General features: G+C 70.3%; 19 protein-coding genes. 16 read left to right on the top strand and 3 right to left on the bottom strand.

The window, feature by feature from the left end; all coding sequences use genetic code 11:
• The 11 genes from ACOJSN_RS17320 to ACOJSN_RS17270 form a co-directional block, all read left to right on the top strand.
• A partial coding sequence (locus ACOJSN_RS17320) for a class I tRNA ligase family protein (protein ID WP_420113736.1) occupies positions 1-977 on the top strand: 977 nt, incomplete at its 5' end.
• 75 nt (positions 978-1052) lie between these two features.
• Complete coding sequence (locus ACOJSN_RS17315; protein WP_420113735.1) at positions 1053-2084, top strand: LacI family DNA-binding transcriptional regulator; 1032 nt, start codon at positions 1053-1055, stop codon at positions 2082-2084.
• A 123-nt stretch (positions 2085-2207) separates the two neighbouring features.
• Positions 2208-2834, top strand: a complete 627-nt coding sequence (locus tag ACOJSN_RS17310; protein ID WP_420113734.1) for a KpsF/GutQ family sugar-phosphate isomerase — start codon at positions 2208-2210, stop codon at positions 2832-2834.
• On the top strand, positions 2831-3763 hold the full coding sequence (locus ACOJSN_RS17305; protein WP_420113733.1) for a ribokinase: 933 nt from the start codon (positions 2831-2833) through the stop codon (positions 3761-3763). The genes ACOJSN_RS17310 and ACOJSN_RS17305 overlap by 4 nt, the downstream gene beginning before the upstream one ends.
• A 19-nt stretch (positions 3764-3782) precedes the next feature.
• Positions 3783-4889, top strand: coding sequence for a glycoside hydrolase family 172 protein (locus ACOJSN_RS17300; RefSeq protein ID WP_420113732.1), 1107 nt, complete (start codon positions 3783-3785; stop codon positions 4887-4889).
• 11 nt (positions 4890-4900) lie between these two features.
• The gene (locus ACOJSN_RS17295; RefSeq protein ID WP_420113731.1) at positions 4901-6031 is read left to right on the top strand and encodes a DUF4185 domain-containing protein; all 1131 of its coding nucleotides are present in this window, start codon (positions 4901-4903) and stop codon (positions 6029-6031) included.
• A gap of 48 nt (positions 6032-6079) precedes the next feature.
• On the top strand, positions 6080-7426 hold the full coding sequence (locus ACOJSN_RS17290; protein ID WP_420113730.1) for an ABC transporter substrate-binding protein: 1347 nt from the start codon (positions 6080-6082) through the stop codon (positions 7424-7426).
• 72 nt (positions 7427-7498) lie between these two features.
• Positions 7499-8443: a carbohydrate ABC transporter permease gene (locus ACOJSN_RS17285; protein WP_420113729.1), complete on the top strand. Its 945-nt coding sequence runs from the start codon at positions 7499-7501 to the stop codon at positions 8441-8443.
• A complete protein-coding gene (locus ACOJSN_RS17280; RefSeq protein ID WP_420113728.1) occupies positions 8440-9363 on the top strand; it encodes a carbohydrate ABC transporter permease in 924 nt (307 codons plus the stop codon). The genes ACOJSN_RS17285 and ACOJSN_RS17280 overlap by 4 nt, the downstream gene beginning before the upstream one ends.
• Positions 9360-11942 carry a GH116 family glycosyl-hydrolase gene (locus ACOJSN_RS17275; RefSeq protein WP_420113727.1) on the top strand — a complete coding sequence of 861 codons (2583 nt, stop codon included), beginning with the start codon at positions 9360-9362 and terminating at the stop codon, positions 11940-11942. The genes ACOJSN_RS17280 and ACOJSN_RS17275 overlap by 4 nt, the downstream gene beginning before the upstream one ends.
• Before the next feature lie 88 nt (positions 11943-12030).
• Positions 12031-12726: a lysoplasmalogenase family protein gene (locus tag ACOJSN_RS17270; RefSeq protein WP_420113726.1), complete on the top strand. Its 696-nt coding sequence runs from the start codon at positions 12031-12033 to the stop codon at positions 12724-12726.
• Here ACOJSN_RS17270 and ACOJSN_RS17265 read toward each other — a convergent pair.
• From ACOJSN_RS17265 to ACOJSN_RS17255, 3 genes are all read right to left on the bottom strand, one after another.
• Positions 12642-13616 (bottom strand): RNA polymerase subunit sigma-70, encoded by a 975-nt coding sequence (locus ACOJSN_RS17265; RefSeq protein ID WP_420113725.1) that lies wholly within the window; start codon positions 13614-13616, stop codon positions 12642-12644. The two genes, ACOJSN_RS17270 and ACOJSN_RS17265, sit on opposite strands and share 85 nt — an antisense overlap.
• Positions 13613-14221 (bottom strand): maleylpyruvate isomerase family mycothiol-dependent enzyme, encoded by a 609-nt coding sequence (locus ACOJSN_RS17260; protein ID WP_420113724.1) that lies wholly within the window; start codon positions 14219-14221, stop codon positions 13613-13615. The genes ACOJSN_RS17265 and ACOJSN_RS17260 overlap by 4 nt, the downstream gene beginning before the upstream one ends.
• A 113-nt stretch (positions 14222-14334) precedes the next feature.
• A complete protein-coding gene (locus tag ACOJSN_RS17255) occupies positions 14335-16182 on the bottom strand; it encodes a helicase HerA-like domain-containing protein (RefSeq protein ID WP_420113723.1) in 1848 nt (615 codons plus the stop codon).
• A gap of 152 nt (positions 16183-16334) precedes the next feature.
• Between ACOJSN_RS17255 and ACOJSN_RS17250 the strand changes: the two genes are divergently transcribed.
• From ACOJSN_RS17250 to ACOJSN_RS17230, 5 genes are all read left to right on the top strand, one after another.
• On the top strand, positions 16335-17069 hold the full coding sequence (locus ACOJSN_RS17250) for a helix-hairpin-helix domain-containing protein (protein ID WP_420113722.1): 735 nt from the start codon (positions 16335-16337) through the stop codon (positions 17067-17069).
• Between the two features lies 1 nt (position 17070).
• Positions 17071-18543, top strand: a complete 1473-nt coding sequence (locus ACOJSN_RS17245; protein WP_420113721.1) for a ComEC/Rec2 family competence protein — start codon at positions 17071-17073, stop codon at positions 18541-18543.
• Between the two features lie 54 nt (positions 18544-18597).
• Positions 18598-19335 (top strand): alpha/beta hydrolase, encoded by a 738-nt coding sequence (locus ACOJSN_RS17240; protein WP_420113720.1) that lies wholly within the window; start codon positions 18598-18600, stop codon positions 19333-19335.
• Positions 19336-19339: 4 nt separating this feature from the next.
• Positions 19340-20365: a DNA polymerase III subunit delta gene (gene holA, locus ACOJSN_RS17235; protein WP_420113719.1), complete on the top strand. Its 1026-nt coding sequence runs from the start codon at positions 19340-19342 to the stop codon at positions 20363-20365.
• Positions 20366-20452: 87 nt separating this feature from the next.
• On the top strand, positions 20453-20710 hold the full coding sequence (locus ACOJSN_RS17230) for a hypothetical protein (protein WP_420113718.1): 258 nt from the start codon (positions 20453-20455) through the stop codon (positions 20708-20710).
• Positions 20711-20957: the final 247 nt, after the last annotated feature.

Raw genomic sequence — 20957 nt, 5'->3', positions numbered from 1 at the left:
AGCGGGACACCGACACGATGGACACCTTCGTCGACTCCTCCTGGTACTTCCTGCGCTACGTCTCGCCGCAGGATGAGGCGCGGCCGTTCGAGGTCGAGGACGTGCGCGCCTGGATGCCTGCGAACCAGTACGTGGGCGGTGTGGAGCACGCGATCCTGCACCTGCTGTACTCACGGTTCTTCACCAAGGTGCTGGCCGACATGGGCATGATCGACTTCCAGGAGCCGTTCAGCGCGCTGCTCAACCAGGGCCAGGTCATCAACCAGGGCAAGGCGATGAGCAAGTCGCTGGGCAATGGCGTCAACCTGGGCGAGATGATCGACGAGTTCGGGGTCGACGCCGTGCGGCTCACCCTGGTCTTCGCCGGACCGCCCGAGGACGACATCGACTGGGCGGACATGTCGCCCGGTGGGTCGCTGCGGTTCCTGCAGCGAGCCTGGCGGCTCGCCGGTGACGTCACCTCGGCGCCAGGCACCTCAGCCGCCGACGGCGATCGTGACCTTCGTCAGGCCACTCACCGTACGATTCGCGCGGCTGAGGAACTGCTCGAGCTGCACCGCTTCAACGTGGTGGTCGCACGCACGATGGAGCTGGTCAACGCCACCCGGAAGGCGATCGACTCCGGGGTGGGCGGCAGCGACCCGGCCGTGCGGGAGGCGGTCGAGGCGGTCGCGATCCTGCTGTCGCTGGTGGCGCCCTACACGGCCGAGGACATGTGGGAGCGGTTGGGCCACCAGCCGACGATCGGTCGCACGAGCTGGCCCGAGGTCGACGAGAGCCTGCTCGCCGAGGAGACCGTGACCGCCGTCGTGCAGGTCATGGGCAAGGTGCGCGCCCGGCTCGAGGTGGCCCCCGACATCAGTGAGGCAGACCTGCAGGAGCAGGCGCTCGCGGCCGTGACAGCGCACACCGAGGGCAAGACGATTCGTCGCGTGATCGTTCGCCCGCCGTCGCTCGTCAACGTGGTAGTCGGCTGACGCCCCGAGGTCGGATGTGCGAGCACGGGGTGTCGAACGGTGCCGGAGGCGCGCGACGTCTGGCACGATCGCCGCGTGAGCACGTCCGGAAGCGGTAGTCGCACGACGGTGCGGATCACCGACGTCGCACGCGCGGCCGGAGTCTCGAGCGCCACGGTCTCCCGCGTGCTCAACGGCGCCTCCACCGTGGATCCGGAACTGGCGCGGCGGGTCCGCGAGGCCGCTGCGGAGTCGGGGTACGTGCCCAACCCGAATGGCCGTGCGCTGCGACGTCAACGCACCGACGTCTGGGCCGCGATTGTCTCCGACCTGCAGAACCCGTTCTTCACCTCGCTCGTAGCCGCAGTGGAACACGTGGCGGTGCGGTCGGGACACTCGGTCATGCTCTGCAACACCGACGAGCAGCTCGTGCGCGAGCAGGGCTACCTCGCGACGGCGATCGCGCAGCGGATGGCCGGCGTGGTCGTGTCGGTGACGTCGGAGCAGGACTCGGACCTGTCGGCCCTGCTCGCCGCAGGTGTCCCCACCGTGGCGGTGGACCGGCGTGTGCACGACTTCCCGGGCGACACGGTCCTGCTCGACAACGTGCGTGCGGGCCGGATGGCCGCACAGCACCTGCTCGAGCTCGGGCACCGCGACATCGTGTGCCTCGCCGGTCCGTCGGGTGTGAGTCCGACCGAGGACCGGCTCCGTGGTGCTCTCGATGCCCTCGACGAGGCCGGTTTCCCGCACGACGACCGCCGCATGCTCCGCTCCGACCTGCGCGCCGACGACGCCGAGGTGATCGTGCGGGAGCTGCTCGCGGGTGCGCACCGGCCGGACGCGATCTTCGCCACCAACGGGCCTGTCACAGCCGGGGCCTACCGGGCGATTCAGGCGAGCGGGCTCACGATGCCCGACGACATCTCGCTGGTTGGTGTCGACGACGACCGGTGGACCCAGATGGTCCGCCCTAGCGTGACGCTGGTCGCGCAGCCGGTCGAGGAGATGGGGGAGCGGGCCGCCGAGCAGCTGGTGCTGCGCGGCACCCAGCCCGATGCCCCCGCGTTGCACCTGCTGCTCACGCCGCGCCTGCTCGTTCGCGAGAGCACCGGCCCCCGCCGCTGACGCCGGGCGATGGCGGTGGCGGGCGGCCAGCGCTGCAGCCGCATCGAGATCAACTCGTGATGTGGCCGGGCTTCCGTTCGGACGGGTAATCGATTACTGTGGCGAGAAATCGATTCCTGAGTCATGGAGGACACGGGCGTGGTCGAGGACGACGTGCAGGTGGCGGTGGCCGCCGGTGTGCGCGCGATGCAGATCGAGGCGAGTGCGATCTCCGTGGCCGCGGAGCGGGTGGCGCCGGAGCTGGTCGCTGCCGTGCAGCTGATCCGGCGGGCGGGTGGCCGTGTGCTGGTGTCGGGAATCGGCAAGTCGGGACATGTCGGCGCGAAGATCGCCGCGACGCTCGCCTCGACGGGTACGCCGGCGCAGTTCGTGCACTCCTCGGAAGCCCTGCACGGGGATTCGGGGATGGCCACGCCGAACGACGTGGCGATCCTCATCTCCAACTCGGGCGAGACCGCCGAGGTCAACCAGTTCGCGTCGATGATGAAGCGGTGGGGGGTGCCGATGATCGCGATGACTCGCGACCCGGCCTCGACGCTCGCCCGGCTGTGCGACGTGCACCTGGACATCCGCGTGGAGCAGGAGGCCGACCCGCTGGGACTCGCGCCGACCTCGTCCACGACCCTGACGCTCGCGATCGGCGACGCGCTCGCCGCCACCCTGATGACCTTGAGCGGCTTCACTCCCGAGCAGTTCGCCGAGCGCCACCCGGGCGGCTCGCTCGGCGCGCAACTGGGGGTGCAGCTGTGAACGTCTGCGTGCTGGCGTCCTTCATGTACGACCTGGTGGCGACCACGCCCACGCGACCGCAGCCGGGCCAGACCGTGATCGGGACCAGCTTCCAGACCTTCGTCGGAGGTAAGGGCTTCAACCAGGCGGTCGCCGCGCGCCGCGCCGGCGCTGACGTCAGCGTCATCGGCCGCCTCGGCGATGACCCGTTCGGCGAGGAGTTCCGGGCGTTTCTGCACAGCGAAGGGATCGGCGCCGAGCATGTGCTGGCCGACGCGGGTTCCGGGACCGGCGTGGGTCTGCCGCTGGTGGAGACCGGCGGACAGAACTCGATCGTCATCGTGCCGCGGGCGAACCTGCACGTGAACCGGCACGACGTCGCAGCGGCCTCGAATGCGATCGTCTCCGCCGACGTGCTGCTCGTGCAGCTCGAGCTCCCGATGGAGACCGTGCTCGCCGCCGTGCGGCTCGCTCACGGCGCGGGGGTCCGGGTGGTGCTGAACCCGGCCCCGTACGCCACGCTCCCGCGAGACCTGCTTGCGATGGTCGACGTGATCGTCCCCAACGAGGGCGAGCTGCGGCAGCTCGCCGGCGCGGGGGCGAGCGACCCGATCGAGCAGGTCGCGATCGACTTCTGGCGCGGCCGCCGTGGCGCGCTGGTCGTGACGCTCGGGGAGCACGGGGTGCTGGTGCTCGACGGCGACGTGCCGGTCGAGAGGGTGCCCGCGGTCGCCGTAGCGGCCGTCGACACGATCGGCGCCGGCGACACCTTCTGCGGCAACCTCGGCGCCCGACTGGCGGCGGGCGATGACCTGCGCACCGCCGTGACCGTCGCCAACGCAGCCGCCGCACTGAGTGTGCAACGCCATGGCGGCGCGCCCGCCGCACCCCACGCCGACGAGACCGCCGAGGTGCTCGCGCACAGCGGCGCCGCGGCCATCCAGGACTGACCGGAGCGAAGGAGCACGGATGAGCGACCACGACACACCTGGCGGACTCGGCCGCTACGGCGGCTACGGGAGCAGCCTGCGCGACCTGCCTCGGCTGCGCGAGCACCGCCGCATGCGCGCCTCGAGCTGGGACGTCACTGGCGGCAACGACGACCGCCTCACGGTGCGCCCGGGGGAGACCGTGACGCTCGCCGACATCCGCGGAGCCGGCTCGGTCAACCACATCTGGGTCACCGTGGCGCCGCTCGATCCTGCCGGGCCGGACACCTCCGACGCCGACTTCCTGCGCAAGCTCGTGCTGCGGATCTACTGGGACGACGCTCCCGAGCCGAGCGTGCTGGTACCGCTCGGCGACTTCTTCGGGGTGGGCCACGGCCGCACGGTGAACTTCTCCTCGGCGCCACTGCAGATGAGCCCGCAGGACGGCAAGGGCTTCAACTCGTTCTTCCACATGCCGTTCGCGAGTCGGGCGCGCTTCGAGCTCACCAGCGAGTGCGTCTCCGAGCCGCTCGCGTTCTACTACTACATCGATTACGACGCGTTCAGTGAGCTCGAACCTGGTCTCGGCCGGTTCCACGCGAGCTGGAACCGTGAGAACCCGACCGACGGCGTCGAGCAGGGTTCGATGACCAATGGCGAGTTCCTGTTCGGTGGGGAGAACCTCGGCGGCGAGGGCAACTACACGATCCTCGACACCGCCGGTCGCGGCCACTACGTGGGCTGCGTCCTCAACGTCACCAACCTGCGTCACACCGCCGACTGGAACTGGTACGGCGAGGGCGACGACATGATCTTCGTCGACGGCGAACCCTGGCCGCCTCGGCTGCATGGGACGGGCACCGAGGACTACTTCAACACCGCCTGGTGTCCCGACCAGAGCTACGCCGCGCCCTACCACGGCATCACGTTGCCCGGCGGTGAGAACTGGTCGGGCCAGATCTCGCTGTACCGGTTCCACGTGGAGGACCCGGTGACCTTCACCTCGTCCATCAAGGTGAGCATCGAGCACGGGCACAACAACCACCGCAGCGACGACCTGTCGTCGACCGCGTACTGGTACGCCGAGGAGCCGGCGCGCGGGCTCACGCTGCTACCGGTCGAGCAGCGACTGCCGAGGCTGGCATGAGGGGGCGCCGCATGTCCACAACCATCCTTGCCGCCGCCGGCGCAACCGCACTGGCCGCCTCCTGCAGCGGCGGCAACGGCACCGAGGTGAGCACCGACTCCGACAAGCCGTTCGTGGTCACCGGTGTCGAGGACGTCACCCAGATCGCCCAGCTCACCGGCGCGGGCGCGATCAACGACACCGAGGCGGTCGGCGTGGCCGGCACCGACCTCGGGTCGATGTTCACCGTCGACGACCGCACATACTTCGTGTTCGGCGACACGTTCGGCACTCGGGACGAGGGCATGACCGGCGGAGGCGGCGGCAACTGGCGGTCCAACGCCATCGCCTACAGCACCGACGACGACCCCACCGACGGCATCACCTTCGACGGCTGGGTGCTCGACGACGTCGGCCTCGCGCTCGAGGTCGCCGTCGGCGACAAGGCTCCCAACGACGGCGAGGGAGAGGTGACGAAGATCCCGACCCACGGCTTCGCCGTCGACGGCTCGCTCTACCTGCAGTACATGTCGGTGAGCTACTGGGGCGAACCCGGGGCGTGGGACGCGAACCACGCCGGCCTGGTGCGCAGCACCGACGACGGGCAGACCTGGGAGGTGCTCGAGGAGCCGCAGTGGCCGGGCGACTCCAACGTCATCCAGGTCTCGGCCGCGCACGTGACCGAGGGTGGTACCGACTACCTGTACTTCTGGTCGATCCCCTCGGGCCGGTTCGGCGGCGTCCAGCTGATGCGTGTGCCCGCCACCACCGAGGCGGTCGAGGATCTGGATTCCTACACCTACTTCGCCGGCACCGACGGCGACGGCAGGCCCACCTGGTCCGACGACCTCGACCAGGCAGCCATGGTGCTCGACCGCGCCGTGGGTGAGCTGTCGGTGATGTATCACGAGCAGACCGAGCGCTGGCTGCTCACCACCATGATCGACAACGGTGACGCCGTGCTGTTCGAGGGCCTCACCCCCTGGGGTCCGTGGAGCGATCCGCACGTGCTCACTACGCAGGCGCAGACACCCGGTCTGTACGGCCCGTACATGAACCCGCGATACGTGAGCGAGGACGGCCGCACGATCTACTTCACGCTCTCGATCTGGGATCCCTACAACGTCTTCTGGTACAGCGCCACGCTGGCCACCGATGACTGACCACCGCAACCACACGCTCGGGAACGAGCACTCATCAAGGAGGATGACATGCGCATCACACGCACCACGATCGGCGCCGTCGGCGCCGTGGCCGCAGCAGGCCTCTTGCTGTCGGCATGCACCGGCACTCCGGACGGCGGTCCCGGCGACACCGGTGGAGGCGAGGACGTCCCCGAGGGTGTCACCGAGGTGACCTTCTGGCAGACCTCGTTCACCGACGAGGAGAACGAGTGGTATGAGGGAGTGGTCGACGACTACAACGCCTCGCAGGACGAGGTCCACATCTCCCTGACGCAGGTTCCCGGAGACGCCTGGGACCAGCGGATGACAGCGGCCCAAGCGGCCGGCAACGCCCCCGACATCTACACGATGAACTACGGCGGCATCCGGGATGCCGCGCGCACCAGCCAGATCACACCGCTCACGGACGTCATCAGCGCCGAGGCGTGGGACGACCTGCAGGAGAACATCCGCGAGTCGGTGACGATCGATGGCGACGCGTACGCCTATCCGATGCTGGTCGAGCCGTCTGCGGTGCTCTACTACCGGACCGATCTCTTCGCTGAGGCCGGCATCGATGGCCCGCCGGCCACCTGGGACGAGCTGGTCGACTACGCCGAGCAGCTGACCACCAATGAGGTGTTCGGCATGCGGCTGGCGCAGAGCGCCCCCGACATGTCCTGGTCCACCTGGGGCTACCAGTGGAACGTGGCGGGCCACCTGCCGATCAGCGACGACTGGTCCGAGCCGGCAGCGACCGAGGAGTTCGAGCCGCTGCTGCAGGCCTTCCAGGACCTTTTCGCCAGCGGGGCCCTTCCGCCGGCTGACGGTACCGGCTACCCCGACGCCACCACATTCGGTGACGGCGAGTACGCCATGATGGCCAACGGCTCGTGGGCCGCCAGCCAGCTCCTCAACGACTACCCGGACCTGGTGGAGAACGTCGCGGTCGCTGCGATGCCGTCCTTCGACGGGCAGGCGGGACAGCCCACCGCCACACTGGGCGGATGGACCTGGGTGGTCGACGGCAAGTCCGAGATGGGAGCCGAGGCCGGCGCCTTCATCGAGTGGGCACTCGGTGGCGACACCGAGAACATCGTGCCGTTCTTCGAGGCCACGCAGTTCTCCAAGGTGACCGCGCGGCAGTCGGTCGCGGACGCGATCAACGAGCTCCCCGATGTCGACGACATCAACCCGTGGAACGCCACGATCCAGGAGGACATCGTGCCGTTCGCGATGCCCGAGCCCGGCTACCCGTGGAACGTCAGCCTCGCGATGGGTGAGGCGATCGAGGCCGCGATGCAGGGCACCCCGGTCAGCGAGGCGCTCGCAGGAGCGAACGACAAGATCGCCACCGAGATCGAGAACAGCCAGCTCGCGGGCACGGGTTCCTGATGTCCACGCCGGGTGGGTACGCGTCGCCAGGCGCGCACCTACCCGGCCCCCTACTGACGTCGAGGTGACGAGATGAGCAAGACCAGCACGCTCACGGCCCCCGGGCTCGATGCGGCGTCCCTCCGCAGCGTGGAGCGACGCCGTCGACGACGAGACAACAAGGTCGCGTTCCTCATGCTGGCGCCCGCCCTGATCCTGCTGTCGATCTTCGTGCTGTGGCCGCTGGTCTACGCGTGGACCGTCAGCTTCTACAACTGGAGCTTCTACGAGGAGTCCGTGTTCGTGGGCCTACGGAACTTCCGCATGGTGCTGAACGACCCGGTGTTCTGGGCCTCGATCGGCCGCGGCCTGCGGTTCTCGATCATCGTGGTCCCCTCGATCCTGATCATCGCCTTCCTGTTCGCGAACCTCGTGAAGAGCATGGGCGCGAAGATGGCCACCGTGCTCAAGGTGAGCATCTACATCCCCACCGTGATCTCCGGCGTGATCGCCTCGATCGTGTTCGTGCTGATCTACGAGTACCGGCAGGGTCTGCTCAACTGGATGCTCAGTCACGTCGGTATCGCGGACCAGGCGTGGCTCGGCAGCGCGAAGCTCGCGCTCGGAGCACTGACCGTGCCCGCGATCTGGCTCGGTCTCGGACTCGCGTCGCTGATCATGCTCGCCGGGCTGCTCGACATTCCCGAGAGCTATTACGAGGCGGCCGAGCTCGAGGGCGCGAATTGGTGGCAGCGCACCCGCTTCATCACGATCCCGCTGATGAAGAACATCACGCTGTACCTGTTGGTGACCTCCTTCGTGGCCACCATCCAGCAGTACGAGCTACCGCTGATCATGACCTCCGGCGGTCCCACGCAAGCCACCCTGCTGCCCAACCTGCTGATCTTCCAGCGCTTCACCAACGACCTGTACGTGGGCTACTCCATCGCGGCGGCACTGCTCCTCTTCCTCGTGCTGGGCGGCCTGTCCGCGGTGATCTTCCGCGTCATCAACTCCGAGAAGGCGGTCGACGGATGACCCTCACCGGCCAAGCACTCACCGACGATCTCGCCCCCGAGATCGCCGCCGCCGTGGACACCCCGGCGCCGCGCAAGCGCCGCCGCTCGGCGCGGTCGACCGGTCCGTTCGGCACCGTGATGCGGTACCTGTTCTCCGCACTGATCGTGCTCGCCGCGCTGTTCCCGCTGGCGTGGATGGCGATCTCGGGCTTCAAGGCCCGCAACGAGGTGGTCTCCTCACCGTTCCAGTTCTTCCCGGACGTGTGGCAGCCGCAGAACTACGTGGAGATCCTGCAGGATCCGGCGTTCGTGCGGTCGATGGCGGTGACCTTCGGCGGCGCGCTGCTGTTCGCCGCGCTCAGCCTCACGGTCAACTCGATGGCTGCGTATGTGTTCGCACGCCTGGAGTTCTCCTTCAAGCGGCTGCTGTGGGTGCTGGTGCTGCTCACGATGTTCATCCCCGGCATGGCGATCCTGCTGACCTCCTACATCGTGGTCACCCGGATGGGGATGCTCAACACCCTCGCGGTGCTCGTCATCCCGGGGGCGACGGCGGCGGTCCACATCTTCTTCATCCGCCAGTTCTATCTGGGGATCCCGACGTCGATCGAGGAGGCTGCGCTCATCGACGGCGCCGGTCGGTGGCGGATCTTCACCGACGTGTTCCTGCCGATGTCGAAGCCGGTGTTCGTGGTGGTGGGCATCACCTCGTTCCTCGCCTTCTGGAACGCGTACGTGTGGCCGATCATGACGATCACCGAGCCCAACAGCCCGCTCACGCAGATCCAGCAGTACCTCGCCACCTTCCGTTCCGAGCGGCGGGTCGAGTACGGCATGCTGCTGGCAGGGTCGACGCTCGCCGCACTGCCGGTGATCACGTTGTTCCTCATCTTCCAGCGCTACATCATCAGCGGGATCAGGATCTCGGGGATCAAGTGACCACAGAGCCTCGCGCGATCGTTCAGCAGGACGGTCCGCACGTCGCGATGCCACTGGGTGGCATCGGCACCGGAAACGTCAGCATCGGCGCCGATGGCGGGTTGCGGCAGTGGCAGCTGCACAACATCGGCAACCACCGTGGGGACCTGCCGCACTCGTTCTTCGCGTTGCGGGTCTCGCAGTGGGAGCCGCCGTTCGACCAGGTGCGGATCCTGCAGGCCCCGCCGCCGCTGCGGCGGACCGGGACGCCACTGGTCAACGACGACCTGGTGCCACGGTGGCAGCACAAGCTGCTGGCGCGGCACCAGGGCGTGGCCGGAACCCGCTTCCGGGCCACGTACCCGGTCGCGGAGATCGACTACGAGGACGATCTGCCGGTGCAGGTGCAGCTCGAGGCGTTCACGCCGATGGTGCCGCTGGACGCCGACGCCAGCTCGCTGCCGGTCGCGATGTTCACCTTCACGCTGACCAACGTCTCGGACGTGCCGGTGCGCGCATGGCTCGGCATGGGGATGCAGAACCCGCTCGGAATCGACGGCACGCTGCAACCTGAAGGGGTCAACGCTCCCGGCTACGGGGGCAACGTCAACAGGGTGACGAGGGACGCCGTCGGCGGCTGGACGCACCTGGTGATGGAGAACCCGAGTCTCGACGAGAGGCATCCCGGTGCCGGGCAGGTGGTCGTCAGCGCCGACGCGCCGTTGACCACCGCGCTGCCGCACTGGAGCGAGCCCGAGCAATTCCTCGACTTCCTGCGCGGCCGCCAGCCGTTCGGGCCGAACGACTGGGCTCACATCCCGCGCGATCTGGCCGATCCGCAGCCGACCGGTTCGTGGGCCAGCGCGGGTCCGAGCGCCGAGGGCAGCACCTGGAACGGCGGCCTGGCGGCACAGGTGGAGATCGAACCGGGGGAGTCGGCGCAGGTGCGGGTCAGCCTGGCGTGGCGGCTGCCGAACCGGTACGTCAACTTCACCCAGTTCGGCGGCATCCGGCCCGAGTGGGGCATGGAGCGGCAATGGCTCGGCAACCACTACGCGGAACGGTTCACCGACGCCCTCGCGATCGCCGAGCATGTGCACGGCCAGTGGGAGGGATTGCGGGAGCAGACACTCTCGTGGACCAGGACCCTGCGCGAGAGCGCCCTGACCGACGCCGAGGTGGAGCATCTGGCCGCGCAGGCGGCGATCGTGCGGAGCCCGTCGTTCTTCCGGATCGCGAGCGGTGAGCTGTACGGGTTCGAGGGTGTGCAGGGTGCGTCGACCACGATGTGGTCCGGGGACGTCGGCGGCTCGTGCCCCCTCAACTGCACCCACGTGCACATGTACGCGCAGGGGCTGGCGCGGCTGTGGCCGGAATTGGATCGCAGCATGCGCGAGACCGAGCTCGACGTGATGCAGGCGCCCGAAGGCTTCATCCCGCACCGGGTGATCCTGCCGACCTCGCTCGGCCAGCTGTGGGACCGGCCGATCGGCGGGCCGGAGGAACCGGCGCTCGACGGCATGCTCGGCTCGGTGCTCAAGTGCTACCAGCAGGTGCGGAACGGGGTCGGGCACGAGTGGCTGGCCCGCTACTGGCCGAACCTGCAGCGGCTGCTGACCTACGTCGCGCGCACGTGGGACCCGGACGAGACCGGGATGCTGCACGGCATCCAGCCCTCGACCCACGACATCGACCTCGCCGGGCTCAACACGTACATGGGGACGCTCTGGCTCGCGGCGCTGCGGGCGGGGGAGGAGCTCGCGCGGCTCGCGGGTGACGAAGCGCAGGCGAGCGCGTGGCGGGAGCTGTTCGAGCGCGGCAGCCGCGGCTACGACGAGACCCTGTTCACGGGGGAGTACTACCGGCAGATCCTCGAGGACGGTGACCCGCACGAGTTCCAGTGGGAGACGGGCTGCCTCTCCGACCAGCTGATCGGTCAGTGGTGGGCGCACCTGCTCGGCCTCGGCCACCTGCTGCCCGCCGAGCACGTGCGCACCGCATTGGCCTCGGTGGTCCGGCACAACCTGCGGCACGGCTTCGAGGACTTCGAGCACCCGTACCGGGTGTTCGCCGACGGCGACGACGTCGGGCTGCTCATGTGCACCTGGCCGACCGGCGGCCGCCCCGCGATCCCCACCCGGTACTGCGACGAGGTGTGGACCGGGATCGAGTATCAGGTCGCCGCCCATTGCGAGATGGAGGGCCTGCACGAGGAGTCCCGCGCGATCCTCGACGGCGTGTGGCGCCGCTACGACGGGAGGCGCCGCAACCCGTACAACGAGATCGAGTGCGGTGACCACTACGTGCGCGCGCTCTCGGGCTGGAGCGTGCTCGAGGCACGCACGGGGCAGCGGTGGGACGCGGTCACCCGGTCGTTGTCCCTGCGGGCGCCAAGCCCGGGGTCGGGCTGGCCCGTGGTGCTCGGCTCCGGCTGGGGTCGGGTCCACGCCGCCGCCGACGGCGTCCTGACGCTGTTCTGCGTCCACGGCACGATGACTGTGGATCGAGTCCGTATCGACGGTTCCGACGAGCGTGAGGTCGCCATCCGGCTGGCAGCGGGGGAGTCGGCGGCGCTGTCTCCCGCTCCACAGCCCTCGTGAGTGCGCACGCCCACGGTGAGTGAGCACCGCGCACCGTTCGCACTGACCGGTGATGTGCGCACTCAGCGCGCGGGCTACCGTGTCGCGGGTGGCGACGACAGGGCCGGGCCGTCAGCGATCAGCGCTGGTGACGGCGCTCATCGCGGTGGGTCTGGTCGCCTGTGTGCTGCAGGTCGGCGGGACCCTGCTCGGGTGGGCGTGGGCAGGCTACGCGCAGTGGTTCGTGATGCCGCCGCTCGTGCTGGCGCTGATCATGGCCCGCGGGCTCCAGGACGTGCGCGGACGCTGGTGGCTCGCCGGGATCCTGCTGTCCTGGGCCGGCGACACGCTCGGCGGCCACGACTTCCTGCTGCTGCTCGGCTGCTTCCTGGTGGCGCACCTGTGCTACCTGGTGGCGCTGTGGCCGACCCGGAGCCTGAGCCTGCTCGGACGGCCTGCGATGGCCCCGTACGTCGTGGTCGGGGTGGCGGGCGCGGCGATCGTCGCTCCCGCTGCCGGTGCGCTGCTGGCCGGCCCGGTGGTGATCTACGCCGGCGCTCTCACCCTCGTGGCGATCCTGGCCAGTGGGGCCGGCAGAGCCGGCCTGATCGGCGGTGCACTGTTCATGGTCTCCGATCTCACGCTCGCGCTCGGGCGGTTCGTGGTCGAGCTTCCCGATCCGCTGCAGACCACGCTCGTGATGGGGACCTACGTACCGGCTCAGGTGCTGCTGCTGGTCGGAGTCCTCAGAGTGCTCGGTTCGAACCGTTCCGGCAGCCCGAACGAGGCGAACGCGTCGGCCTGATCGAGGCAGGTGACCATTCGCGTGATCGCCGACCCCTCGACCTCCAGTGTCAGGAGCGCGAACGGCCGGTAGACCGTCTCCCCATCCGGAGCGGTCTCCGGCGCGTACTGCCCGAACGCCGGCGAGCCGTTGGCTCCGGTGGGCACCAACCGGTGACCGACACAGCCATCGCCGTTCGCGAACACGTTCGTCACGTCGTCGATCCCGGAGAGCCAGAACGCGACCGGTGGCATCGAGCTCACCACATCGGCGTGCAGCAATCGGGCGAGTGCCTCGACGTCGTGCTGTTCGAAGGCGGTGACGAAGTCGCTCAGCAGCCTGGGGTCCACGGGCCGCGGCGGAGCATCACGCGGTGCGGTGACCGTGCGACGTGCCCGCTGCAGCGAGGAATGGACCGCGGACTCGCTCGTCCCGAGCACATCCGCGGTCTCGGCCGTCGACAGGGCGTAGACGTCGCGCAGCACCAGGACGGCCCGCTGCCGCGCCGGCAGCCGTTGCAGCGTAGCCACGAACGCCATCCGGATGCTCTCGCGCTCCTCGACCGCTCTCGCCGGGTCCACGACATCAGGAAGGGGGGTCACCCACCGGCCCGCGGGCAGCAGGCGGTCGAACGGACCGTCGGGTTCACTGCGATCGACCAGGTCGGTCGGTAGTTCCCGCCGAGCCGCCGCCTTGAGCCGGTCGAGGCAGTGGCGGGTAGCGATCGTGAACGCCCACGTGCGCAGGCTCCCCCGCTCGGGGTCGAATCGCTCTCGCGCGCGCCAGGCGGATAGCAGCACCTCCTGGGCGGCGTCCTCGGCAGAGGCGCCATCGCCGAGCATGCGATAGCAGTACCTGACGAGCGCGGGCCGCAGCAGCGCCAGCGCCTGGTCGTCCACCGCGTCGCTCACGGCACCCCCGGCAGCGGCAGGCGCCCGGTGGCGGTCAGCGTCAGGTCAACGGCGGTCATGCGTACCTCCGTGACGTCGGGCGCGTCGCCTTCGGCGCCGATCACGTGTGCCGTGTGGTGGGCGACCAGCCGATTCCCCGCGAGATCCACGCCGAAGACCTCGATCGACTCCGGGTCGCCGCCGGACATCGCGGCGGCCATGACGTGCGGCTCGGGACCGGGAAGCCCGAGCGCGATCGTGATGTCCAGGCCGTGGATCACCTCGTGGGCGAGCGCGGCCTGATGTTCGTTCGGTCCGGGAGTCCAGCGACTGGGGATCCGCCTCTGGTAGATGTCGAGCAGCTCAGCATCGTTGAAACGGGAGGTGTCCGCGCGCGCCGTGCGGTCGCAGGCCAGATTGATGTCTCCGTGCGCGGCACCGACCGAAGCCTCGAAGTCGTCCCAGTGCTGGGTCTCGGAGGTGTTCAGGTGGGCCACCACCTCCCTGACGCGCCAACCACGGCACAGAGAGTCGGTGGCCCATTGCTCGGGAGTCAGCGCCTCGAGCAGGCCCGTCAGTCGGCGGCGCTCGGCCACGGTGGTCTCGTACAGCTCGGTGGGGTTCATCAGAGTCCTCCGTCGGGTCGGCGCCCGCCACGGACGGGCACCCCTGTCAACAGTGGATACGAGACAGCCGTCAAGGATTCGTCGCACCTGGGCGAATCAGCTCGCGTGCATCCTCAGCGCCTCCGTGTCCCGAAGATCGAGCGCGTGATCTCGCGGCCGATCGTGGTGCCGGCGGACCGCAGCAGCGAGTCGAGCGCGGAGCGCCGTGACTTGGCGTTGCGCTCCGCGTCCTTCGCGGCGCGGGCGGCCGCGGCGGCCTCCTCCTTCGCCTGCGCCTTGGCCGCGGCGTCGGCCTCCTTGGCGGCCTGCTTCTCGGCCGCGATCCGGTCTCTCTCCGCCTGCTCGGCAGCGGCCTCGGCGCGCTCTGCTTCCGCCGTGGCCGTGCGCTCTTGCTCGATGCGGCTGACGAGCATCTCGTAGGCGCTCACGTTGTCGACCGCCTCGCCGTACTGCGCGAGCGCGGGCGAGGCGTTGACCACGGCGGTGATCGCGGCGTCGGGTGCCGGGTCCATCGACGCCTGCGGTGCGCGGAGCCGGGTCCACGCCACCGGGGTGGGGGCGCCCTTCTCGGTGAGCACAGTTACGACCGCCTCACCCGTGCCCATCGAGGTGAGCACCTTCTCGAGGTCGTACTCCGACGTGGGGTAGGTCCGCGCCGTGGCGCGTAGCGCCTTGGCATCGTCGGGCGTGAACGCCCGCAGCGCGTGCTGCACCCGATTGCCGAGCTGCGCCAGCACATCGCCGGGCACGTCCTTCGGGGTCTGCGTCACGAAGAAGATGCCCACGCCCTTCGACCGGATCAGGCGGACGGTCTGCGTGACCTGGCTGAGGAACTCCTTGGAGGCGCCGTTGAACAGCAGGTGCGCCTCGTCGAAGAAGAACACCAGCTTCGGCTTGTCGGCATCGCCCACTTCCGGGAGCTCGCCGAACAGGTCGGCAAGCAGCCACATGAGGAAGGTCGAGAACAGCGCCGGCCGGTCCTGCACGTCCGGCAGCTCCAGCGCGGAGATCACGCCGCGGCCGTCGGCGGCGGTCCGGATCAGGTCGCTGGTGCGGAAGGCCGGCTCGCCGAAGAACACGTCCGCGCCCTGGGCCTGCAGCGCGACGATCTCGCGCAGGATCACGCCCGCGGTCGCCCCCGAGACGCCTCCGATGCCCTTGAGCTCGTGCTTGCCTTCGTCGCTGGTGAGGTAGGCGATCGTCGACTGCAGGTCCTTGAGGTCCAGCAGCGCGAGTCCCTGCGTGTCGGCCCAGTGGAAGATCAGGCCGAGCGAGGACTCCTGGGTGGCGTTGAGCCCGAGCACCTTCGCCAGCAGCAGCGGCCCGAAGTCGGTGATCGTGGTGCGGATCGGCACCCCGTGGCCCATGCCGCCGAGCGTGTAGAACTCCACCGGGAACGTGGCCGGCGACCAGTCCTGGCCCAAGCCGGTGGTGCGCGCAAGCAGCTTCTCGTTGCCCTCGCCCTCGACGACCAGCCCCGACAGATCACCCTTGATGTCGGCGAGGAAGACCGGAACGCCGGCGCTCGACAGTCCCTCGGCCATCGCCTGCAGCGTGCGGGTCTTGCCGGTGCCGGTCGCGCCGGCCACCAGACCGTGCCGGTTCATCATCGCGAGCGGCAGGGCCACCTGCACGTCCGCGACCGCGTCCCCGTTCTCCACCAACGCCCCCAATGGGAGCGTGGCGCCACTGAACGTGTACCCCGCCTTGATCGTCGCGGCCTGCGCGGACAGGTCGCCCGTGTTCTCGGGCTCCTCGGCCGCCTCCGACGGCGCAGCCTCCTCGGTCTCGGAGGGCACCTCAGCCTCGGGCTTCGCTGCGGGGTCGGGTGCTGTGCTGCCTGCGGCTGCCTCGGCGGCGCGAAGGGCCGCCTCGGCGGCGGCGGCCTTGGCCTCGGCTGCCTCGGCGGCCGCCTGCGCCGCAGTGGCACGGAGGGCTGCGAGCTCTGCCTCTGTCGTCATGGCACTCAGCGTATGGGGCGGCACCGACGCGGAGGACCCCGTTCGCACACCCATGCCGTCGCTGTCCACAGGTGCGGCCCGATGCACCGCTGTCCACAGCACCCCCGGACCGGCACTGCGGGGCACCGGAGGGCCGATCTAGGTTTCCCGGCATGCGTGATGAGGCTGGCGCCCGACTGCGGCGGTACCTGCGGGTGGCGTACGACGGTGCCCCCGAGCCCGAGCTGCCCGAGCGCGCACCCCACCGATGGGCCGCGCCCGGCGGGGCAGCGGTGCGGATCGCCGCGCTGCTGGTGGTGCTGGTCGTCGCTGCGGTCACCTATCTCGTGCTCGCCCGGATCCCGCCGGCCCCCGCGGCGCCCGACGCGCCGTCGGCTGAACCGTCGGCACCGGTGATACCGGACCCGACCACAGCGCCCGAGGGCTCCGCAGTCGCCGAGGAGCCGCATACCGACGGCTCGATCGTCGTGCACGTGGCAGGCGCGGTGGTCGAACCGGGCCTGGTCGAGGTGTCGGCCGGGTCCCGAGTGGCCGAGGCGATCCAGCGCGCCGGGGGCGGCACGGATGAGGCTGACCTCGATGCGCTGAATCTGGCAGCTCCGCTCGCCGACGGCCAGCAGGTCTACGTGCCGCGCGAGGGCGAGGCGGTCCCGCCCGCAGCGGCGGGCGGCGGCGATTCGCCGGGTACCGAGACCGGCCTGGTCGACCTCAACACCGCCGACGCTGCGGCGCTCGAGACGTTGCCGGGGATCGGGCCCGCGCTCGCCGAGCGGATCCTGTCCTGGCGTACCGAGAACGGTCCGTTCCCGAGTGTGGATGCGCTCACGAACGTCTCCGGGATCGGCCCAGCCACGTTGGCTCGGCTGCGCGATCTCGTGACGGTGTGACGTGGCGGTACCCGTTCGACGCGACCTGCGACTGCTGCCGGCTGCGTTGCTGGGGTGGGCCGGGGCCTTCGTCGGCATCCGCTCCGGAGCTGTGCTCGGCCTGGTGCTGCTGATTGCGTGCCTGACGCTGACCGCTGCTGCCGCGGCGCGGCTGTGGCGGCCTCCGGGCGGGCGGCACCGGCGGCGGACGCACGGTCGGGCCGCGGCCACGGTGCTCCTCACCGGCGCGACCGTCTCGCTGTTGCTGGGCTGGTCCTGGGGCAGGGCCGAGGTACGCCAGGCGGTGGTGCAGCCGCACCTGGGCGGTGCGGCGACGGTGGTGCTGAGGATCGATTCCGAGCCGCGGCTGCTCTCGGGCGATCGGGTGCTGGTGAGGGCGGCGTGGGTCGCGGTCGGTGCGGCAGGGGAGCCGCAGGAGCAGCTGCCGGCAGTCGCGGTCACGGTGCTCGCCGACGCGACCTGGATGAGCGCGGTCGTGGGCTCTCGTGTGCGTGCCGACGCGCGAGTGGTGGCCACCGACGCAGGCGATGCCGCCGCGGCGCTGCTCGTCGTTTCCGGACCGGCCGACATGGTGGCACGCGCGCCGCCCGTCTCGGCACTCGTGGCCGACCTCCGCTCGGGCCTGGTCGCCGCGAGCGCGGGGCTCGACGCCCAGGCGCGCGGTCTGGTCCCGGGGATCGCGCTCGGCGACGATCGCGCGCTCCCGGTCGCACTGGCCGACGACCTGCGCACGGTCAGTCTCACGCACGTGACGGCGGTCTCGGGCGCCCACGTCGCGATGGTCGTCGGGCTGGTGCTGGTGGCGCTGCGGCGACTCCCGCGCGCCTGGCAGGCCGTGCTCGGCGGTCTCGTGCTGGCCGCCCTGGTGGTGCTCGTGCACCCCACCGCCAGCGTGCTGCGGTCGGCTGCGATGGGTGGCGTGCTGCTGCTGGGGCTGCTGCTCGGACGGCCGCGCGCCGCACTGCCGGCGCTGTGGGCGAGCGTGGTGGTGCTGCTCGCGATCGATCCCTGGCTCGCGGGCTCGTTCGGATTCGTGCTGTCGGTCCTGGCCACCGCTGGGCTGCTGCTCGCCTCCGGACCGTTGGCCGACCGGCTCACACGGTTTCTGCCGCGAGCAGCGGCCCTGGCTCTTGCCGTGCCGCTCGCGGCTCAGCTCGCTTGCACTCCCGCGCTCGCGCTGCTGCAGCCGGCGATGCCGATGCACGGTGTGCTGGCCAACGTGCTCGCCGCCCCTGCCGTTCCACCGGCCACGGTGCTGGGGCTGACGGCGACGCTGGTCGCGCCCGCGTCGCCGGTGTTCGCGCAGCTGCTCGCCTCGTGGGCGGGGATCGCCACGGCCTGGGTCGCCTCCGTGGCGACGTGGTGCGCGGCCCTGCCGTTCGCCACGGTGCCGTGGTGGGTGGCCGTACTCGGCCTCGGGGGTGCCGTGGCCGCACGGCAGCTGCTGCGCACCGGTCGGCGTCGTCGGCGATAGCCAGGCACGCGCCGGCGTCGGATGGCACAGTGGCGTGCACCGGAGGCGAGGGACATGAACGAACGAGACGACGCTCAGAGTCACGTCGACGAACCGCCCGTGCAGGATCCGCCACGCGTCCACCCGATTGCGGGCGAGGTCGTCTCGGTGACGCTGCCCTACGACGGCGGCCGGACCGTCGCCGCCTACCTGCCACCGGAGCCAGCCGAGGCGGTGGTGTACGCCGCCGACGGGCAGCTGATCTCCCAGTGGGGTGGCTACCTCGAGGCCGCGGCTGGCGTGCCGGCGACCGCGATCGTCGGCGTTCACGCGACCGACGACATCGACGAGATGGCACGCATCTCCGAGTACTCACCCCGGTTCGACCCCGAGCGGTTCGAGGCCCACGAGAGGTTCTTCGTGCAGGACGTGCGCGACTGGGCGCGTGACGAGCTCGGCATCGTGGCGCCCGCGGACCGCACCGCGGTCTACGGCGTCTCGGCCGGCGCCGAGCTCGCGCTTGCCCTCGGGATCCGGCACCCCGACGTGTACGGCGCCATTCTCGCCGCGTCGCCGGGTGGCGGGTATCAGCCGCCTCCGACGCTGCCGGGACCACTGCCACGGACCTACCTGGTGGCCGGCACGCGAGAGCCGTGGTTCGCCGGGAACGCCACGCGATGGGCGACCGCACTGAGCGATGCCGGCGCCGACGTCGTGATGCTCGAGCGGGCCGGCGATCACGGCGACCCGTTCTGGCAGGCGGAGTTTCCGCGGATGGTGGCGTGGGCGTGTCGGGGTGACGTGGCAGGCTGACCCCGTGCCACCCTCACGCCGTAGACCTGCCGGGATCAGCCCGCTCGATCTCGACGCGATCCCGCTCGCCCCGATCGTGCTGGTCAAGGGATCCGAGGGCTACTTCGTGGATGCGGTCACCGACCACCTGCTCGCACTGGCGAAGCAACGTGACCCGGAGGTCGAGGTCACAAGGCTCGAGGCTGCCGGCTACCAGCCGCACCAGCTGGACGTGATCACGAGCCCGTCGTTGTTCGAGGAGCGGCGCCACATCGTGGTCGACGCTGTGGACGCGGCGTCGGACGTGTTCATCACCGATGCCCTCGCGTACCTCGAGGGCCTCGGCACAGGCACCGCCGAGGCCGGCGACGTCACGATGGTGCTCCGTCACACCAAGGGTGTTCTCGGCAAGAAGCTGCTCGACGCGATCGCTGCCGCGGGGCTGCCCGTGGTGCAATGCGACCCGCTGAAGCGGGACACCGAGAAGGCCGACTTCGTGAGCGCCCGGTTTCGCGCCGCTAGGCGCCGCGCGAGCGCTGATGCCGTGCGTGCTCTGGTCGAGGCGCTCGGGTCCGACCTGCGCGAGCTCGCCGCCGGAGTGCAGCAGCTGATCGATGACACCACCGGCGCGATCACTCCCGACGTGGTGCAGCGCTACCACGGTGGCCGCGTCGAGGCGACCGGGTTCAAGGTGGCGGACACGGCGATCGCCGGCGATGGTGCGGCTGCCGTCACGCTGCTGCGCCACGCCCTTGCCACCGGCTCCGATCCGGTGCCGCTGGTCGCCGCACTCGCGATGAAGCTGCGCACGCTCGCCAAGGTCGCGGCCACCCGCGGTCGAGGTGGCGCGAGCGTCGGCGAGCTCGGCCTTGCACCGTGGCAGATCGATCGTGCTCGCCGAGAGCTGTCCGGATGGACCCCGGAAGGGCTCGCCACCGCGATCGTGGCCGTGGCCGATGCCGATGCCGAGGTCAAGGGCGAGAGCCGCGAGCCCCAGTTCGCCGTGGAACGTGCGGTCCTGCGCGTGGCCGGGGCGCGCGAGCGTCGCTGACAGCCTCCGCACTGCGGGGGAGCTGCGACGGCAGGTCAGTCGGTCGGCGGAGTGCGCCCTGCCAGCGGCGGTTGGGACGATGAGGCCATGAGCGAGGACGAGACTCCCGGCACTGAGCCCCAGGGTGAGGACCACGAGACACGCGGCAATGCGATGTTCGGGGTCGGGATCGCGATCGGCATCGCGATCGGGGTCGCCATGGGTGCGGCGATAGGCAACATCGGCCTGGGCGTGGGGATCGGCATGGGCGTCGGTCTTGCCTTCGCCGTCGCACTCCGAGGGATCTTCGGTCAGAACAGCCAGGGCGAGCAGAGCACCGAGGGCGACACACCGCCGTCGAGCTGACCGATCCCACGCCCGGGCCCGGTGAGTGTGGTCCCACCCTCGTGCGGGGGCGGTGAGCGTAGTCCCACGAGGTGCGCGCGGGTGGGACCACACTCACCGGTGGGCGCGAGCGGTGGGACCAGCCTCACCGCTGGAGTCCGCGTGCACGAGAGGGCGACCTGGGAACGAGCGACGGCGTCACCCCCCCCGGGGTGGCGCCCTCGTGGGGTCTACGTGCGGGTCGCGGCAGAGCGCCGCGACCAGCTTT

The sequence above is a fragment of the Pseudactinotalea sp. genome (assembly GCF_048594945.1).
Classification (GTDB): Bacteria; Actinomycetota; Actinomycetes; order Actinomycetales; family Beutenbergiaceae; genus Pseudactinotalea.
This window is presented reverse-complemented; position numbering and strand designations above follow the sequence as displayed.

Coding starts and splice junctions, on each gene's coding strand:
- ACOJSN_RS17230 (WP_420113718.1), top strand. CDS start 20,453: ATGAGCGAGGACGAGACTCCCGGCACTGAGCCCCAGGGTGAGGACCAC.
- ACOJSN_RS17280 (WP_420113728.1), top strand. CDS start 8,440: ATGACCCTCACCGGCCAAGCACTCACCGACGATCTCGCCCCCGAGATC.
- ACOJSN_RS17285 (WP_420113729.1), top strand. CDS start 7,499: ATGAGCAAGACCAGCACGCTCACGGCCCCCGGGCTCGATGCGGCGTCC.
- ACOJSN_RS17300 (WP_420113732.1), top strand. CDS start 3,783: ATGAGCGACCACGACACACCTGGCGGACTCGGCCGCTACGGCGGCTAC.
- ACOJSN_RS17255 (WP_420113723.1), bottom strand. CDS start 16,182: ATGACGACAGAGGCAGAGCTCGCAGCCCTCCGTGCCACTGCGGCGCAG.
- ACOJSN_RS17260 (WP_420113724.1), bottom strand. CDS start 14,221: ATGAACCCCACCGAGCTGTACGAGACCACCGTGGCCGAGCGCCGCCGA.
- ACOJSN_RS17250 (WP_420113722.1), top strand. CDS start 16,335: ATGCGTGATGAGGCTGGCGCCCGACTGCGGCGGTACCTGCGGGTGGCG.
- ACOJSN_RS17290 (WP_420113730.1), top strand. CDS start 6,080: ATGCGCATCACACGCACCACGATCGGCGCCGTCGGCGCCGTGGCCGCA.
- ACOJSN_RS17240 (WP_420113720.1), top strand. CDS start 18,598: ATGAACGAACGAGACGACGCTCAGAGTCACGTCGACGAACCGCCCGTG.
- ACOJSN_RS17295 (WP_420113731.1), top strand. CDS start 4,901: ATGTCCACAACCATCCTTGCCGCCGCCGGCGCAACCGCACTGGCCGCC.
- ACOJSN_RS17310 (WP_420113734.1), top strand. CDS start 2,208: ATGGAGGACACGGGCGTGGTCGAGGACGACGTGCAGGTGGCGGTGGCC.